The 17,663-nt window shown below is 41.7% G+C and carries 19 protein-coding genes and 1 pseudogene; 14 read left to right on the plus strand and 6 right to left on the minus strand.

Annotation, left to right across the window (positions count from 1 at the left end; translation table 11 throughout):
* The first annotated feature begins 52 nt into the window (after positions 1 to 52).
* Positions 53 to 277 carry a PKD domain-containing protein gene (locus RG963_RS13990; protein WP_310576912.1) on the plus strand — a complete coding sequence of 75 codons (225 nt, stop codon included), beginning with the start codon at positions 53 to 55 and terminating at the stop codon, positions 275 to 277.
* Between the two features lie 141 nt (positions 278 to 418).
* Here the strand turns inward: RG963_RS13990 and RG963_RS13995 are convergent, their stop codons facing one another.
* Positions 419 to 697: a ubiquitin-like small modifier protein 1 gene (locus tag RG963_RS13995; RefSeq protein ID WP_310576896.1), complete on the minus strand. Its 279-nt coding sequence runs from the start codon at positions 695 to 697 to the stop codon at positions 419 to 421.
* Positions 698 to 975: 278 nt separating this feature from the next.
* On the opposite strand from RG963_RS13995, the gene larE reads away from it, so the two are divergent.
* The 5 genes from larE to thiE all read left to right on the plus strand — a co-directional run bounded on the left by larE (position 976) and on the right by thiE (position 5,504).
* Positions 976 to 1,773 carry an ATP-dependent sacrificial sulfur transferase LarE gene (larE, locus tag RG963_RS14000; protein WP_310576897.1) on the plus strand — a complete coding sequence of 266 codons (798 nt, stop codon included), beginning with the start codon at positions 976 to 978 and terminating at the stop codon, positions 1,771 to 1,773.
* The gene (locus RG963_RS14005; RefSeq protein ID WP_310576898.1) at positions 1,770 to 2,951 is read left to right on the plus strand and encodes an aminotransferase class V-fold PLP-dependent enzyme; all 1,182 of its coding nucleotides are present in this window, start codon (positions 1,770 to 1,772) and stop codon (positions 2,949 to 2,951) included. Before larE ends, RG963_RS14005 begins: the two co-directional genes overlap by 4 nt.
* A gap of 2 nt (positions 2,952 to 2,953) precedes the next feature.
* The gene (gene fdhD, locus RG963_RS14010) at positions 2,954 to 3,742 is read left to right on the plus strand and encodes a formate dehydrogenase accessory sulfurtransferase FdhD (RefSeq protein ID WP_310576899.1); all 789 of its coding nucleotides are present in this window, start codon (positions 2,954 to 2,956) and stop codon (positions 3,740 to 3,742) included.
* Between the two features lie 94 nt (positions 3,743 to 3,836).
* Complete coding sequence (gene thiM / locus RG963_RS14015) at positions 3,837 to 4,622, plus strand: hydroxyethylthiazole kinase (protein ID WP_310576900.1); 786 nt, start codon at positions 3,837 to 3,839, stop codon at positions 4,620 to 4,622.
* 201 nt (positions 4,623 to 4,823) lie between these two features.
* Complete coding sequence (gene thiE / locus RG963_RS14020; RefSeq protein ID WP_310576913.1) at positions 4,824 to 5,504, plus strand: thiamine phosphate synthase; 681 nt, start codon at positions 4,824 to 4,826, stop codon at positions 5,502 to 5,504.
* Positions 5,505 to 5,583: 79 nt separating this feature from the next.
* Here thiE and cysE read toward each other — a convergent pair whose 3' ends face one another.
* From cysE to RG963_RS14035, 3 genes are all read right to left on the minus strand, one after another.
* The gene (cysE, locus tag RG963_RS14025; protein WP_310576901.1) at positions 5,584 to 6,543 is read right to left on the minus strand and encodes a serine O-acetyltransferase; all 960 of its coding nucleotides are present in this window, start codon (positions 6,541 to 6,543) and stop codon (positions 5,584 to 5,586) included.
* A gap of 78 nt (positions 6,544 to 6,621) precedes the next feature.
* Entirely contained in the window at positions 6,622 to 7,548 is a 927-nt protein-coding gene (gene cysK, locus RG963_RS14030) for a cysteine synthase A (protein ID WP_310576902.1), read from the minus strand.
* Positions 7,549 to 7,877: 329 nt separating this feature from the next.
* Positions 7,878 to 8,234: a transcriptional regulator gene (locus RG963_RS14035; protein ID WP_310576903.1), complete on the minus strand. Its 357-nt coding sequence runs from the start codon at positions 8,232 to 8,234 to the stop codon at positions 7,878 to 7,880.
* A 196-nt stretch (positions 8,235 to 8,430) separates the two neighbouring features.
* On the opposite strand from RG963_RS14035, the gene nifS reads away from it, so the two are divergent.
* The 7 genes from nifS to metX all read left to right on the plus strand — a co-directional run bounded on the left by nifS (position 8,431) and on the right by metX (position 14,973).
* On the plus strand, positions 8,431 to 9,645 hold the full coding sequence (gene nifS / locus RG963_RS14040) for a cysteine desulfurase NifS (protein ID WP_310576904.1): 1,215 nt from the start codon (positions 8,431 to 8,433) through the stop codon (positions 9,643 to 9,645).
* Positions 9,646 to 9,738: 93 nt separating this feature from the next.
* Positions 9,739 to 10,128, plus strand: a complete 390-nt coding sequence (gene nifU, locus RG963_RS14045) for a Fe-S cluster assembly scaffold protein NifU (protein ID WP_310576905.1) — start codon at positions 9,739 to 9,741, stop codon at positions 10,126 to 10,128.
* A 45-nt stretch (positions 10,129 to 10,173) separates the two neighbouring features.
* Positions 10,174 to 10,896, plus strand: coding sequence for a HesA/MoeB/ThiF family protein (locus tag RG963_RS14050; RefSeq protein ID WP_310576906.1), 723 nt, complete (start codon positions 10,174 to 10,176; stop codon positions 10,894 to 10,896).
* Between the two features lie 156 nt (positions 10,897 to 11,052).
* Positions 11,053 to 11,757, plus strand: coding sequence for a quinolinate synthase NadA (locus tag RG963_RS14055; RefSeq protein ID WP_310576907.1), 705 nt, complete (start codon positions 11,053 to 11,055; stop codon positions 11,755 to 11,757).
* Positions 11,758 to 11,967: 210 nt separating this feature from the next.
* Positions 11,968 to 12,141 carry a hypothetical protein gene (locus tag RG963_RS14060; RefSeq protein ID WP_310576908.1) on the plus strand — a complete coding sequence of 58 codons (174 nt, stop codon included), beginning with the start codon at positions 11,968 to 11,970 and terminating at the stop codon, positions 12,139 to 12,141.
* Entirely contained in the window at positions 12,113 to 13,456 is a 1,344-nt protein-coding gene (locus tag RG963_RS14065) for an O-acetylhomoserine aminocarboxypropyltransferase/cysteine synthase family protein (protein ID WP_310576909.1), read from the plus strand. Before RG963_RS14060 ends, RG963_RS14065 begins: the two co-directional genes overlap by 29 nt.
* Before the next feature lie 2 nt (positions 13,457 to 13,458).
* Positions 13,459 to 14,973 (plus strand): homoserine O-acetyltransferase MetX, encoded by a 1,515-nt coding sequence (gene metX, locus RG963_RS14070; RefSeq protein ID WP_310576910.1) that lies wholly within the window; start codon positions 13,459 to 13,461, stop codon positions 14,971 to 14,973.
* A gap of 442 nt (positions 14,974 to 15,415) precedes the next feature.
* Here the strand turns inward: metX and RG963_RS14075 are convergent, their stop codons facing one another.
* A complete protein-coding gene (locus tag RG963_RS14075) occupies positions 15,416 to 15,652 on the minus strand; it encodes a PKD domain-containing protein (protein WP_310576914.1) in 237 nt (78 codons plus the stop codon).
* Entirely contained in the window at positions 15,609 to 16,595 is a 987-nt protein-coding gene (locus RG963_RS14080; protein WP_310576911.1) for a hypothetical protein, read from the minus strand. The genes RG963_RS14075 and RG963_RS14080 overlap by 44 nt, the downstream gene beginning before the upstream one ends.
* Positions 16,596 to 17,498: 903 nt before the next feature.
* Between RG963_RS14080 and RG963_RS14085 the strand changes: the two are divergent.
* Positions 17,499 to 17,663, plus strand: a pseudogene (locus tag RG963_RS14085) (IS1634 family transposase); the annotation flags it as partial.

The following is a 17,663-nucleotide window of genomic DNA, read 5'->3' on the forward strand; positions in this document are numbered from 1 at the left end:
AAAAGCTCCGGTTGCCTGCTTCTCCGCTAAGCCGACAACCGGAAAAGCAGAAATAGTAGTCCAGTTCACCAATATGAGCACGAACAGCCCAACTTCCTGGTACTGGGATTTCGGTGATGAAACTACTTTAACTGCCAAAAATCCTTCACACAAGTACACTAACGTTGGAAAACACACAGTGTCTCTGACTGTGAAGGGTGATGGGGGTAGTAACATCAAAAAAATAAGGGCTTGCTATTTCTGCCATTTAATTTTTACCCCATTTAATAATTTATAATAGGAATGTGTTTCATCATTCCAGAATACCCGAAAAAATTAACAAACACGCCGACAATCGGCTTTTTTACCAGGTTGAATATTGAGGTTATGTTGAAATACTTTTAGTCCTGCTAATTAATGGTATCTTCCTTTATCTTGATCATCCTCCTGACACCGGAGGGAAAAGTGCAATTTCATCTCCTTCTAAAAGTGTCAGCGATTCAATATCTTCTTTGTAAATTCGTATGCCATTTATCATCAAAACTAAATGGCTATGCAGATCCCCATCCCTGGAGAAAAGTTGATCTTCGGATTCACCGGCTCTTTGGCGAAGTGAGTCAAGAAGTTCTCTCACTGAGGTGCCTTCCGGATATTCAAGAAAACTGTCAGCCCCGAGAATATCTTTTACCTGAGCAAAGGCTCTTATTCGAATCTTCATAATTCCTCCCATAAAATATCATCTTCTGGTCTATCATAACATATTTTGTGATTATGCCTGCGTTCTCATGGTTCGTTAGCTGATTAGTATTATTTCCTGACTCCCTCTCGGAATTGTTTTTGGTAGATGACTGCTTTACATTCCTATCAACGACAAAAAGTATTTTTACCAGGAATGTCGTTTTTAGAATATTCACAATTGTGAATGATATTAAAAAATTTAAAGTTTGTGGAACTGGCAAAAGAGAACTGGCAAAATAAAACGGTCGGTATACATCCATGGAAACAGAAAATACACAAGATGCATTGATAAAAGAACTCCAAGGATTGGAACGCTTACTTATTTCATATTCAGGGGGCATAGACAGCACTTTACTTGCATTACTTGCACAAAAGGAACTCCGGGATAAGGTCAAATGTATACTTTTTGATGCGCCTCTTGTCCCCAGAAGAGCTGTTAATGATGCAGTAGAAATCGCACGTAAATTCGGTTTATCCTGTGATATACTGCCTTTTCCTATAATAGAAAATGAAGAATTTAGGAAAAATAGCCCTAATCGTTGTTACATTTGCAAAAAACAATCTTCCAGGATGCTGTGGGCTCAGGCGGAAAAGCTGGGAATCTCAAATATCGCAGATGGAATTAATGCTTCCGATCTCAATGAATACCGTCCCGGGCTTCAAGCAAGTAACGAGGAAAAGATCCTTCATCCTTTCCTTTCCTTGGGAATTGAAAAAAAACAGATACGGCAAATAGCTCAGGACTGCGGGTTTGATTTCTGGAACAAACCGTCAGCTTCATGTCTTGCATCGCGAATTCCATATGGGGAAAAAATCACACTTGAGAAGCTGCAAATGATAGAAAATGCAGAAAATTTGCTGCATGATCTGGGTTTTTTGAATCTGCGTGTACGACTGCATGGCAATATTGCACGAATTGAATTGATATCTGGAGAATTTGAGAAGGCAGTAACCATTCGAGAGCGAATCGGCGAGCTCTTAAAAGACTGCGGCTTTTCTTATATTACTCTCGATCTTAAAGGATACAGAAGCGGTAGCATGGATGAAGTCCTATGAGAATTGAAGATTGTATGGCTGATTTCCAGATACCTCAGCACCTTCATTACATGGATAGTGCTGCAACCAGCCTTATTCCTGAGCCTGTTATAGCTTCAATGAACGAATACGATCGGCAGTACCGCGCTAATGTAGGCAGAGGGATGCACAGGCTTACAAGAGTTGCAACACAGCGGTACCAGGAAGCACATGATTCAATCAGCAGCTTCATTGGCGGGAAAGAGGGTACAACAGTTTTTACCAGGAATACGACAGAAGCTATCAATATGGTTGCAGCCGGACTGGAGTGGCAGTCTGGGGACCGGATAGTGACAACAATTGTAGAGCACCACTCAAATCTGCTTCCCTGGCTTCGACTGCGTCAAAAGGGAGTTGAGGTAGTTATTCTCCAGCCGGGCCCGGATGGTATTTTTGATATAGAGACATTTGATGACGCAATTACTGCCGGCACAAAGCTGGTTGCGGTCAGCCATGTTTCAAATGTACTTGGTACCGTGCAGCCTGTTCGCAAGATTGCTGCAATCTGCAAAGAGCGTGGAGCATATTTCCTGATTGACGGAGCACAGTCCGTACCCCATTTTCCTGTAAATGCTCCGGATACGGGATGTGATTTTTTATGTTTTTCTGGGCACAAGATGCTTGGGCCAACGGGTACTGGCGTGCTGTGGATGCGAGATGCGGTTATTTCCCCCTTTATAATAGGTGGAGGCACAGTTGATGATGTCACCACTGAAGGATATACCTTAACTGACGGTTATCAGCGATTTGAAGGGGGTACACCTAATATCTCAGGAGCAATTGGTCTGGCGCAGGCAGGGAAATATCTCGAAAGCCTGGAAATGGATGCTATATATAGACATGAACAAAAACTCACTAAGCGCCTTCTCGCAGGGCTTGCTGAGATCGACAATGTCACTATTTACGGGCCGCCGGAAATAAAAAACAGGATCGGGGTTGTCTCTTTTACCATAGACAAAATTCATCCTCATGAAATAGCCTATTTGCTTGATGAAAGAGCAGCAATTCTGGTCCGTTCGGGAGACCATTGTTCTATTCCATTGATGCGACATCTTGGGCTTGAAAATGGTACTGTAAGGGCAAGCCTTTATTTATATAATACGTTAGAAGAGATCGACCTGCTTCTTAAAACAATTGAAGAAATCGCACGTACGGTGTAAAAATGTACAGCACGGTTCCCTGTATAAAAAGTAATAACGGGTCAATGATCCCCTCATCACATGATGTTGTAATGGAAGTACCTCTTGCCGTCTTCGTCAACGGTCGCCACGCTCTAACTGCAATGATAAGTCCGACAATGCTTGAAGAGTTTGTAACAGGATTTTTATACACGGAGAAAATAATCAGCAAACTTGAAGATATCGAATCCTTACGCATAGAAGAGAAAGGAGAAAGAAAAAGTGCCAGTGGCCTGAGTGCAAGTGTTCTTACGAAAAACCCTTTTTCGATCATGTTTTCCAGTAAAACCGTTCTTTCCGGATGCGGTGGAGATACTTCATATGTGGATTCTGAAAGGCTTCCGAAAATCCGGTCTGACATGGTCACTGAACTTTCCGCGATAAAGAAAATAATGAAAGAAACACTGATTTCAGACCTTCACACCAGAACAGGCGGCATACATATAGTAGGACTTTTCGGACCGGATGGCAAAATCTGCGTAATAGAAGATATAGGCAGACACAACGCTCTTGACAAGGTAATAGGTTACGGATTGAAACATGGTGTGGATTTTTCCAGGACAATTGTGACCTGTTCGGGAAGACTCTCCTCCGAAATGGTAAGGAAGTGTCTGGTAGCTAATATCCCTATTATTGCCTCCAGAGGTGCAACTACTACTCTTGCCATAAGTATGGGGAAGCAGGCAGGTCTTACTATTATTGGCTTTGTCCGAAGCCAGAAAATGAACATCTACACAGGTGTGGAAAGGGTCAAGAATCAGGAGTTTGCTTAACTACAATTCTTAATTATTATTTTCGACATGCATATTATCATTCTCGACAGCATATAAGTCACTGACAATTTAAAACGTCTATTGAGGAATATTAATGAAAAACCCGCTAAAAACAATAAGGGAAACAAAACCACTCATACATCATATCACTAACTGGGTGACTATTTACGACTGTGCAAATATGACAAGGGCATTTGGTGCGCTGCCTGTAATGGCGCATGCCCCTGAGGAATGTGCTGATATGACAGGGATTTCATCTGCACTTGTGCTTAACATCGGAACCCTGACATCCGAAATTATTGATGCAATGATTATCTCAGCTACAGCTGCAAACGAAAAGAAAATTCCAGTCGTGCTTGATGCAGTCGGCGTTGGCGCTACAAAATTCAGGGATGAAATGGCTGCAAAACTTCTTGGTTCGGTTCACATTGACATAATAAAAGGCAATTACTCGGAAATTGCAAAATTGGCAGGTGAAAGCGCTGAAACAAAGGGAGTTGAAGCAACTTCAATTAATGCTGATCCTGAGAAAATTGCAAAAGAATTCGCAAAATCAACATCCTCCATTGTTGTGATGACAGGAAAGGAAGACATTATAAGTGACGGAAAAAGGACATTTATTGTAAAGAACGGGCATGAGCAGATGGGATTGATTGTCGGGACCGGCTGCATGGCTGCATCGGTAATAGGTTTGTTCGCTTCAGTCAATTCCGATTACTGTGAGGCGTCCAGAGACGCTTTATGCTATTTTGGAATAGCCGGAGAACTTGCAGCTAAAAAATCGAATGGGCCGGGAAGTTTTAAGGTTAATCTGTATGACGAAGTGTTCAACCTGTCAGACGAGAAAGCAAAGAGCATGATGAATTTCGAAGAACAGTAAATTCAGAAGAAAAAATGAATCGTAATTTCAGAGACTTTTTGTTATTTTCTGGGTTTTTGATTGATTGCAGTCAATTACGAGTGAAAGTAATGATAAATTTTGGTGATCCCAGAAGATATTAAAAAGTCTCTAATTTCAGAATAAAATGAATTTATAAGAAGGCGTTTTTGAAAAACGTGCATAATGGACGGATTTAAACATATGATCGCTAAAAATTTCAGCCGGAAAAGTTTTCTCTTAAAAGAAATTGACTTCTATCTCGTGACCGACTCCGGACTCTCGAAGAAAGGAACTTTATCCGATGTCAGGGAGGCAGTCGAGTCAGGCTGCAGGATTGTTCAGTATCGGGAAAAGAATAAAAGTACGAAAGAGATGGTTGAAGAAGCTTCCGAAATCAAGAGGATATGCAGCAGCAGGGCAATATTTCTAATAAACGACAGAATTGATGTTGCTTTAGCGGTTGATGCGGACGGAGTCCATATCGGCCAGGACGACATGCCTGTTGAAACGGCAAGAAAGCTCCTTGGCGAGGAAAAAATAATCGGCCTTAGCGTACAGGACAGGGAGGAAGCAATCCTGGCGGAAAAAGCCGGGGCTGACTATGTGGGTCTTGGCCCTATATTCAATACTGCTACAAAAAAAGATGCTGGTGAAGGACTCGGCCCTGAAAAAATACGAGAGGTTAAAAGTGCAATAAAAATTCCTGTAGTTGCTATTGGCGGAATATACAAAGAAAATTGTGAGAGTGTTATTCAAAATGGAGCTGATAGCCTGGTTGCAATTTCAGCAATAGTATGCAGTGACGATGTAAAAAGAGAAATTAAATTTTTTATTGATATAATCCACAGAATTAAAAAATCTGATTTTGATTCCTGTATATAACAGAGCCCTTTTTTAATCCGCGAAGATATGCAGGGTTAACCGGTTTGAAACCCCATATTCTTCTTGCAGATTGGCGTGTTCAAGGGGACTGTTTCTGGATTGTTTGTTTTTTGAATAGATCTCCTTCCCAGGGCTCGTCAAGTATATTGACAGTAACCTTTTCTATCCCGCTAACGCTCAGGACTTTTCGCCGGACCTGGTCCTTAAGGTATTCGATCATAGGGCAGGTGCTTGTTGTCAATACCAGATTTACGTCTACGGCTGCTCCGTCCACAATTACTTCCTTGACAAGGCCCAGCTTGACAATATCTATCCCGACCTCAGGGTCAATCACTTCTTTTAGTCGGGAATAAATTTGCTCATCCTGTTTAAGCCCTGTCTTTTGAGTGGTTATTCCGGATAAGGTTGCGGATTCTTCATGTGCCTGGAACTGTTCTTCTAACTTGCTTAATCGGTCAAGCATCTGGCTTATCACAATAAGTGCAGGATCAGGTAACTTATTATGATCGAGTTGCCCTGGAGAAACGAATGGCTGTGGCTCTGCAATCCTTGCAGGAACTCCCACTACCGTAGCTCCGGGCGGGACTGACCGGATCACAACCGAGCCAGCGCCTACTTTAGCGCCTCTACCGATCGTAATTGGCCCGAGTACAATTGAGCCTGAGCCGAGAACCACATCATTTTCAATGGTAGGATGGCGTTTTGTCTTCTCAAGAGCGGTTCCCCCCAGCACTACTCCCATATATATGAGGACGTCATCCCCAACTTCGGCAGTTTCTCCTATTACCACTCCAGATCCATGATCGATAAACACTCGGTTTCCTAGCTTTGCCCCTGGATGGATTTCAATGCCTGTGAACATTCTGGAGATATGAGAGAGCAAGCGGGCCAGAAAAAAGAAATGCCTGTTCCAGAGAGAGTGGGATACTCGATGTATCCAGATAGCGTGCAGGCCCGGATAGCAGCAGAGAACTTCGAGAGTAGACCTTGCGGCCGGGTCTTTTTCAAAAACTGTCCTAATATCTTCCCTGATTCTCATTTGAAATCTTCCGGTATTAACTGTTAAATAGATCAGTTAGCCACTATTATGTGAATAAGTCAAACAATCGCTGGTCGGTCACTCAAACAGGTCAGTGCTCAGGTAACGCTCTCCGGTATCCGGTAAGATAACAACAATCATCTTCCCGCTCATTTCTTCCCTTGATGCGAGCTGCAGTGCGGCATATGTAGCTGCGCCTGAAGATATGCCTGCAAGAATACCCTCTTCCTTTGCCAATCGTCTAGCTGTGGCAATGGCATTGTCTCCGGTTACCTTAATTATTTCATCGACCAGATCAAGCCGGAGTACATCGGGGATAAAACCTGCACCTATTCCCTGGATCCTGTGCGGGCCCGGACTTCCGCCACTGAGCACGGGAGATTCGGCAGGTTCTACTGCAATTGCCTTGAAAGCAGGCTTTCTTTGTTTAAGAACGCCGGCAATACCCGTGATTGTCCCTCCGGTTCCCACACCTGCCACAATCACATCCGCTCTGCCATCCGTATCTTTCCATATTTCCTCGGCAGTTGTCCTGCTATGGACTTCAGGGTTTGCAGGGTTCTGGAATTGCTGGGGTATAAAATATAGAGTAGGATCTTCTGCAGCCATCTGTTCTGCTTTACTGACTGCCCCTCTCATTGCTTCACGCCCGGGTGTCAGGACAAGCTCTGCTCCGAGAGCCTTAAGCAGTTTTCTCCGTTCTATTGTCATCGTTTCAGGCATGACCAGTATGAGCTTATAGCCGCGGGCAGCGCATACGCCTGCAAGTGCAATTCCAGTGTTGCCGCTTGTGGCTTCAATAATGGTGGTACCCTTTTTGATTTTCCCTTCACGCTCGGCCTTCTCGACCATTGACAGTCCGATTCTATCCTTTACACTTCCCATAGGATTGAAGGACTCAACTTTAACGACTACATCTGCATGCAGACCTTTAGTTATGTGGTTCAACCGGACAAGAGGCGTATTGCCAATTGTCCAGGTTATATCTGAGTATATTCGTCCCATACCATCGCCTTTTTCCTGCAATTTGCTTTTTTCCGAATTTTTTCTATAGTTTAATTTGTTCAATCTTATATTTAAACGGCCGATAGTGTATGCTTTTTCATGCAGAATCATAGCCTTAAGGATTCATTACAATTATCCATTAAGCGCTTCGAAGCGCAGAGGGTTTGAGATCCTGCATTATTCATCAGAGCAACATAAGAGCAGTTTACACAAAAAATTCACAATTGTGAATTCGTGATATGTTAAATATAAAGTTGTCGAGAAACTTCCGTACTTAAAAGAACTAATAAGAATCCGAAAACGATACAGTAACCATTAAAAATCAGCTTTTATTTTTCAGGTTCTCCTGTGTTACTGCCCGACTCTTCCGGACCACAACTGCTATTGCAGTTGCTCTCAACTCCTCTTGCACTTACACAGATCTTACACATCCTTACCACAAAGTCGTCGACTTTATTCTCGATTAAGTCCTGAGCAAGTTTTTCGATCAATTCTTTCGTCTCGCCCTGGAACTCGATCCTGTATCCTCTTTTTCCCGAAATATACTGGGAAACTGCCGACGGGGCAATCCCCAGCAACCTTGCCGACGTTGCCTGTGACTGTCCTTTTTTTACAAGTTCGATTGCAAGACTGGACCTTATTGCGGGGACCAGATCCCACACAATCTTTTGACACGGAGTTTCCATAATTACCATCACTTTTTGAGATTTTACAATTGAGAAAGAATATATCTTATATACATATATATTTATTATCATAATAAAAAATAATAATAAGTTTGATCCAAGATGCAATAACTTCAAGAAAACCGGCAAGTTTTTAAGAATTTACCTATTTTATTCAGGTATATTCTACGATAAAACTTAAATAGTCGCGATTGTTATGATTATTCACAATTGTGAAGGTGCGAGTGTGATAGTTGGAGACAAGACCATTTACATGGACAACTCTGCTACAACTCCTGCAAGAAAGGAAGTTGTTGAAGAGATGATCCCCTACCTGACAGAAAATTTCGGAAACCCTTCTTCTATCTATGAGATAGGAAAAATCTCAAAACATGCAATAGACAAAGCAAGAAAAAAGGTTGCAGATGCCCTCAGTGCTGAAGAAAATGAGATCTATTTCACAGCCGGTGGTACAGAATCCGATAACTGGGCAATAAAGGGGATAGCCTTTGCAAACAGGAATAAAGGAAAACACATAATAACTTCCTCTATCGAGCACCATGCCGTCCTGCACACCTGTTTGTGGCTGGAAGGGCAGGGGTTTGAGGTAACATACCTGCCTGTTGATAAATATGGAATGGTAACCCTTGAGGAACTAAAAAACGCGATAAGAGATGACACTATACTCATTTCCATAATGCTCGCGAACAATGAAATAGGAACAATTCAGCCTGTAGAAGAGATTGGAAAAATCGCGAGAGAGAACAGGATATATTTCCATACGGATGCGGTGCAGGCAATAGGCCATGTTCCTATAGATGTCAAAAAAATGAACATTGACCTTTTATCTCTTTCAGGGCACAAGTTCGAAGGTCCAAAGGGATGCGGGGCACTTTACATAAGAAAAGGGGTAAAAATTGAAACTCTCCTTCACGGCGGGGATCAGGAAAGAAAACGCAGGGCAGGAACCGAGAATGTCCCAGCCATCATGGGCCTTGGAAAGGCGATAGAGCTTGCAGCGGGCGAAATTGGAGAAACGGATAAAAACCTGCTTGCGCTGAGAGAGCGCCTGATTGAAGGGCTTCTGAAAATCCCGAAAACCCATCTCAATGGACATCCCACACAGAGGCTTGCAAACAACGTAAATATCACGTTTGAATACATAGAGGGCGAATCTCTCCTTCTTCTGCTGAATGCGAAAGGAATTTTTGCATCCACAGGCAGCGCGTGTAACTCTTCTTCTCTCGAACCCTCGCATGTGCTTATGGCCTGTGGAGTTCCACACGAGATAGTCCACGGTTCACTCAGGCTGAGCCTCGGAAGGATGAATACCGAAAAAGATGTAGATAGAGTGCTTGAGGTTCTGCCTGAGATAGTACAAAAGCTCAGAAATATGTCCCCACTAACTCCCAAAGAATACAGGACTATCTAAGATAACAAATCGGGGAATTGCAGGGAATTATAAGTAAAAAGGAAATCTCTTTGAAATAATTAGAGAATCAAAAAATAGCATGGAGGACAACTCATGGATTACAGCGTTAAAGTGATGGACCATTTTTCAAACCCCAGAAATATGGGAAGCATTGAGAACTGTGACGGAATAGGAGAGGTTGGAAACGCGAAGTGCGGAGATATAATGAAGATTTTCCTTAAAGTAGAAGAAAACCGGATCGTGGACGTGAAGTTCCAGACCTTCGGATGTGGAGCTGCGGTTGCGTCAAGCAGTATGGCAACCGAACTTATAAAAGGAAAAACCCTGGAAGAAGCCTGGAAACTTTCAAACAAAGCAGTTGCAGAGGCACTTGACGGGCTTCCTCCGATAAAAATGCACTGTTCAATGCTTGCGGAAGAGGCAATCCATGAGGCAATTAACGATTATCTTCGGAAAAAAGGACTTGAGCCCTGGAAGGATTGACTCCGGCTTTTGAAATTATCATAAATTAAATCCTGGAGCATATAAATGGAGAAAATTACAAATGAAAAGTATATCAGGCAGATAATGCTTTTTGGGGAAGAGGGCCAGGAAAAACTGAAAAACGCAAAAATATTTGTTGCCGGAGCAGGAGGTCTGGGATCTCCGGTTTCGACCTATCTTGCAGTTGCAGGAATAGGGAAAATAATAATTGCGGATTTCGATTCAGTGGATCTCAGCAACCTTAACAGGCAATTTCTCCACCATGAAAAAGATATTGGGAGAGCGAAGATCGAATCCGCAGAGGAAAAGCTGCTCTCCCTGAATCCTGAAATAAAAGTAGAGATAATCAGGGAAAAAATCACGGATGAAAATGCAGGCTCAATAGTTCCTTCCTGCGACCTGATCATAGATGCGCTGGACAATTTTGATACGAGACATGTCCTTAACAGGCTTGCAGTGGAACGAAATATACCTCTGATTCACGGCGCTGTCTCGGGGTATAGAGGTCAGGCAACAACAATCATTCCAGGAAAAACCCCATGCCTTTGCTGCATTTTTCCGAGTTCCTTCAAAAAAGAAGTATTTCCGGTACTTGGGACAACGCCAGGGGTAATAGGTTCAATTCAGGCAAATGAAGCGATTAAATATCTGACAGGACAGGGAAAGCTTCTGGAAAATCGCCTTTTATTATGGGACGGCCTTTCATGCTCTTTTAGTGAACTACAGGTTAATAAGGCAGAGAATTGTCCGATATGCGGAATTAAATAACGATTGTAAGCTCCCTCCTGAATTAGTACCTGTATTATTCCCCAAATTTAAAATAACCCTGTCGGAACGACACAAAAACGTCCATCAATATTAAAAACAAAGGTTGAAAAACAGGTTTCTGCAGTTTTATACCTGCATTTGAGGAATGAGATTTTTATGGAAAATCGGTTAATTATAAAGGAAATAAAAAAACTCAAACATGAAAGGAATGCAATAATACTTTCACATTTTTACACACGCGGGGAAGTTCAGGAAGTTGCGGATTTTGTAGGGGATTCTCTCTCCCTCTGCAAAGCCGCAGTAAAAGCCGAATCTGACATCTGCTGCACATCTGCAAATGCAATAAATGTGGTAAATTCAATTGAAAACCGGGAGATTATCTTTATTCCGGATAAAAACCTTGGAGCATTTGTATCCCTTCATACCGACAAAAAAATACATCTCTGGCCCGGATTCTGCCACGTTCACGATAACATCCGTAATGAGAATGTAAAAGAACTGCAAAAAAGGTATCCGGATGCGGAATTTCTTGCACATCCCGAGTGCAGGCCTGAAGTCCTTAGCCTTGCAGACCATATTCTCAGCACGTCAGGAATCGTAAAAGAAGTGGAAAGGTCGGGTTCCACAGAATTTATAATCGGGACTGAAAAGGAAATTGTCCAGAGCCTGGAAAGAAAATACCCTGATAAAAAATTCTATGCTTCATCAGAGAAAACTTTTTGTTATAATATGAAAAAAATCACCCTCGAATCCATCCTGAACAGCCTTCAGAATATGGAATACGAAATCCGTGTGCCGGAGCATGTAAGGGTTAAAGCAAAAAAATCGCTGGACAGGATGCTTGAGATCAGCGGGAATTGAAATAAAAGGGAGAGATTGGGTAGGGGTTCTTTCCCGGATATTTCTCTGAAATATTTTTCGAAAATGTTTATCCTGTGCCATATTTTTTACCTTTTATAATCTTTTCTTATTAACAGGTAAGTATTTATACAATCATCACAATTGTGATGATGCGATAACAATTGGTAATTATATACATAATGAAAGTGGCGTCAGAATGGCAGAGTGGCTATGCCTCCGGCTGCAACCCGGAGATACGTGAGTTCGATTCTCACTTCTGACTTGAAAAACGGTGAACTTTCCCGGGAAAGAGTGAAGTACCTGGAAAGTTTCCTGGTTGAGAGAGCAGAGAAATATTGTCTGGAGGTTAGAGGAGATGAAGGACGAAAACGGAAATCAGAATGAAAAAGGAAGTAAGGAAAATAAGGAAAGTCGGACAGAAAAGAGGTTTGGAAAACTGGGAGTTTCTACTCTTGCCGTGCACGCAGGAGCAAAACCTGATCCGACTACAGGAGCAAGGTCAGTTCCTATTTATCAGACAGCAGCGTACGTATTTAAAGACGCTGAAGAAGCAGCCGACCTCTTCGGGCTTAGAAAAGCAGGCAATATTTATACGCGCCTGATGAACCCCACAACCGATGTCTTTGAGAAAAGAATCGCTGCTCTCGAAGGAGGCATAGGTGCCCTTGCAACAGCCTCAGGGATGGCTGCAATTACAACAGCTCTTCTCACCTTCACAAAACCCGGAGACGAGATCGTTTCAGGGGATAAACTCTATGGAGGGACCTACGAGCTTTTCAACTATACTTTCCCCAAGCTCGGGAGAACCGTAAAATTCGTGAACTCCAGCAGCCCTGAAGAATTCAAAAACGCAATCTCCGGAAATACAAAAGCCCTGTATGTGGAATCAATAGGAAATCCGGGGCTTGATGTGGCTGACCTTGAAAAACTTGCAGAGATTGCCCATGAAGCAGGAATTCCCCTTGTTGTGGACAATACTGTCTCTCCGTTGATCTTAAGGCCAATAGAATACGGGGTAGACATAGTCGTATATTCCGCAACAAAATTCATAGGAGGCCACGGAACCTCTGTCGGAGGAGTAATTATTGACTCCGGAAACTTTGACTGGAACCCTGAGAAATTCCCTGAAATCTGCGAACCTGACCCTGGCTATCACGGCCTGAAATACAAAGAAGCTTTTGGAAAAGCAGCCTTTATTACAAAAGCAAGGGTACAGTTTATCAGGGATACAGGAGCATGCATTTCTCCTTTTAACTCATTCCTGTTTATTCTTGGACTTGAGACTCTTCCTCTCAGAATGAAGAAGCACTGTGACAATGCCCTTGAGGTTGCGAAATTCCTGGAAAAGCACCAGAAAGTTTCCTGGGTTTCCTATCCAGGGCTCGAATCCCACAGCAGCCACGAGCTTGCAAAGAAATACCTCAAATCAGGTTCTGGCGCAATAATAGGGTTCGGGATCAAAGGCGGAGCCAGTGAGTGCAAAAAGTTTATCGAAGGCCTTGAGGTCTTTTCCCATCTTGCAAATATAGGGGATACAAAAAGCCTTGTAATCCATCCGGCTTCAACCACTCATGAACAGCTGTCAAAGGAAGAACAGGCAGCATGCGGAGTAACTGAAGACTTTATCAGGCTTTCTATAGGAATCGAAGATGAAAAGGACCTGATTTCCGATATAGAGCAGGCACTCTCAGAGGTCTGAGCATGGGAATTTCGGCCCAAAATCCTTCCTTTAGAAACTTTTTTTCGGAAAAAAAAGGCCAGAATATAGGGATAGTTCATTCAATTAACTACGAAATCCCTGGGATTTTCAGGCTCGAGAGTGGAAAAACCCTTTCTCGTGTCAGTATAGAGTACGAGATGTACGGGAAAATGAATGCAGATAAAAGCAACGTTATTCTGATCTGCCATGCCCTTACAGGCGATGCCCATGCTGCCGGGCTTCATGCAGGTGACAAAAAATCAGGCTGGTGGAATATCGTAATTGGCCCCAATAAGGCATTTGACACTGAGAAATACTGCATCATCTGTTCAAATATAATCGGGGGCTGTAAGGGTTCCACAGGCCCTTCTTCCATAAATCCTGAAACCGAAAAACACTACAGCATCTCGTTTCCTGTCATCACTATATCGGATATGGTAAATGCCCAAAAAAAGCTGATAGAGCATCTTGGAGTAAAACAGCTTTTTGCAGTTGCAGGCGGCTCGATGGGTGGAATGCAGGTACTTCAATGGACAGTCAGCTACCCTGAAATGGTAAAGAAGGCTATTGCAATAGCTACTACTGCATCCTCAACTCCGCAGCAAATAGCATTCGAAGCAATCGGAAGAAAAGCCATAACTGACGACCCGAACTGGAACGGAGGGAACTATTACGGGAAAGAAATACCTGCACAGGGACTTGCACTTGCACGGATGATAGGGCATATTACATACCTGAGCGACGCTTCGATGCAGAAGAAGTTCGGGAGAGATCAGCAGGATGAAGCAAGTGCAGAACTCTTTCCTAATTTTCAGGTAGAAAGTTACCTTAATCATCAGGGAGATACTTTTACAAAGCGGTTTGATGCCAATTCATACCTTTATATTACAAAAGCAGTCGATTTCTTTGACCTTTCGAAGAACGGATCCCTCATAGAGGGTTTTTCAGGTGTTACTGCAAAATACCTCGTAATTTCCATAACTTCAGACTGGTTATATCCTCCTTATCAAGGTCAAGAAATCGTATCAGCTCTTAATGCAAACGGAGTTGATGCAAAATACGAGGAAATCAGGTCTCAGTACGGACACGACGCTTTTTTACTTGAAGAAGGACAGCTCAACTACCTCATAAGGGGTTTTCTCTCACAGATTCTTGTAAGCGACATCATGTACCAGAATTTCTATTCGGTTTCCAGAGACGAAACAATAGAAAACGCCTCGATACTCATGGTAAAAAAGAAGGTGAATCATCTACCTGTCATATCAAAGGACGGAAAGCTTGAAGGCATTGTCACCTCCTGGGATATTACAAAAGCAGTCGCCTGTAAAATCACTGGATTGGATGAGATAATCACCCGCAACGTGAAATACGTATACGCAGGTGAAAAGATAGAAACCGCATCCTCAATAATGGAAAACTATTCAATTTCCGCACTCCCGGTAATCGATTCCGAAAACCGAATAATTGGCATGGTTACGAGCGAAAGCATAAGCGCTCTTATAGGAAGGTTCAATTAATTTCAGAAAAGCAAGGAGCGCACTCTATCGAACCTTTCAATAACCATTCTTCCTGATAGCAAGCAGAAATCCAAAATTTTTTATACATTACACGGTAACCGGATTGAAGAGAGGGATTTTGCCTTTTGAACTCTGTAAATTATTAAGTTCTTTTTTGTAACTTCTTTTTTGTAAGTCTGTTTCTGTATTTTTTGTAATTTTTTTAAGTTGAAATAAAACATGGTTTGTGTCTAATCGGTTGACACTATTTCAGGGGCAGCTTGAATTGCATTTTCGATTCGTTTTTGCCCCGTGCAAATGAATGACCGACTGCGGATTTGCAGAAATAAGCCTCAACCGCATAAGCTCTCAAGAATTAATGAAAGTGATTGAAGGAGAAACCACTTTCCTCTTCGCGCTTATAATCCTTAAAAATCAAAAGTAGTAAGAATTCTACTTTACTTCACGGTGATATAGTAGTCTTTTTCAGTATATTACTACCTGCGCCATTTGTCACTGTTAAGCTAACGGTGTATTTTCCGGCTTCGGTGAAGGTATGAATCGCGGCGACTGCATGTTTGGAGTTTATGCAATCGCCAAAGTCCCAATACCAGGAGTCCGGTTTTCCACCTGTGCTTTTATTGGCAAATGTGACCTTATAAAGGTGCTTTACCGGAAGTTTTGCTTGCGGTGAATGCAGCTACTGATGGGAAAATATTTGTGGCAAAAAGATCACTCATATAGATACTACCGGAATCTGACCACACTACAACATTGCCGGACACAGCCGGTGTTTGTGCGGTATTACCAGAAGACAATTGTGTGCTCTGTCCGGTAGCTATGTTGTACACATATACATCACCTAATTCTGCGGAAGCAAGGTCATTGTGTTTTAAATACACAATCCTGTTGCCGTTAATGTCGGTTGCACCACCGGTATCATAACCAATCATATCATCACCGGTTGTTACATCTGTCTGTTGCTTAGTAGCAATATCGTACATGCGGATATTGCCCAGTCTGGTGTTGAAATCTGACCATATGACTTTGTTGCCATATATGTGAGGATAATAATTGTCGCCATATTCACTTATGTCTATTGCTTTCCCTGTGGCGATATCATACGTATAAATCTGCGGAAGATCTCCTGCATCATAGTAATATACTATTCTCTTATCGAATATGTCCGGGCTGTTCCCGCGTGCTATTTTTTTCTGGGTGGATGTAGATATGTCATGCATGTAGACATTATAATTTGTGCCATCACTACTTGCGCTCCATACTATTATGTTCCCATAAATTGCAGGAATGCTGCCGGCATCTACATTTTGCGTAACTTGAGACCGGGCAGCAGTCGATATGTCATAAACAGTAAGCTCTGGTATCCCATTACTCTCGTCGTGCCATACTAACTTTTTGCCGTAAATAGCTGGATAAGATGCTGAAGACGCGCTAATTACAGTGTCTTTTTGAGTTGTCAGGTCATAGACGTGAATACTGCCATCCGTCCATACTATTTTGCTGCCATCGATAACAGGTTGAGATCCACTACCAATTTTTGTTACTTGTGTAGCAGATGCTACTGTCGAAAGCAAAGTTAAAAAAATAAAAATTAAAGATATTGAATAAATTTTATTTTTCATCTTTCTCCCCACCATGTGCCGTTTATAATGACCAAATATTTCCGGACTTTATCACAAAAACTTATATTATTTTTAAATTATTTGCAAGTATATCCCAGAACTCAAAACCCGTTTTTTTTAATCTCGTCTTGGGTTACAAAGCGAGTTTACAATCATGAAAACAACCCTGAAAAGTATTATAGATGAGTAAGAATCAAATTATTTTGAGATAAGCCGGCAATAATCTATGTTTTATTCGATTAATCTATAATATATTATTGTATTAATAGAACATATTGCCTATATAAATATATATAAATAAAATACCGTCTAATTTTTGTTACTCATCAATGTTCATTCTAAAACCTTGAAAAGTTAGTTTTGATTACGTGAACAAAAAAGGATTTTTCTGTGGATTTCTTCAGGTTTCTTAAGGAGCTTGTCAGATTTCATCCGTGTCTTTTTATGATCTTTCTCTTTTAGATATCAGATTTGAGACTATGACGAAACTGAAGACAAATATTATACTGATTATTGTGATATTAATAGGACTGCTTATATCTGAAAAGTTATTGACAAAAGGAGCAGTAATAAAATAAGCAGTTTTATTGACGGAGTAAGTGTTCTCTGGATGTAGCCCGTAATAAGCTGCCTCTAAAAGTACTGCTATAAGTGATGTAAAACTTGCTATAATAAAACTGCGTATTATATTATCACATTTCATTTTCGATCATCTTTTATAACTGCATCCTGAAATATAAATAAGTTCATGCAGGTTTTGTTTTGTGTGTTTTCAGGCTTGATTGATGGCGGTCAACTGCCAGCGGAATCAATGCTAAATATTGACAATCCCATAAGATATTAAAAACTGGCTTTGACAGTTAGATAAAAATAAGTGCTCTTTGTTTTGTATTATTCGGTCAAATAAATATAAACACAAAACAAAAAGCATTTCCTACTATTCTTAACAAGAATATATGCGTTCCTATCGGACCGATGCTTGCTGTTCAACTCTTTTATAAAAAACTTAATTTTAGTGAGATTTTTAGCAAGCATAAAAGCAAGGGTTTGGATCTCAATAACTTATTG

The organism is Methanosarcina baikalica (assembly GCF_031461075.1).
In the GTDB taxonomy this organism is placed as follows: Archaea; Halobacteriota; Methanosarcinia; order Methanosarcinales; family Methanosarcinaceae; genus Methanosarcina; species Methanosarcina baikalica.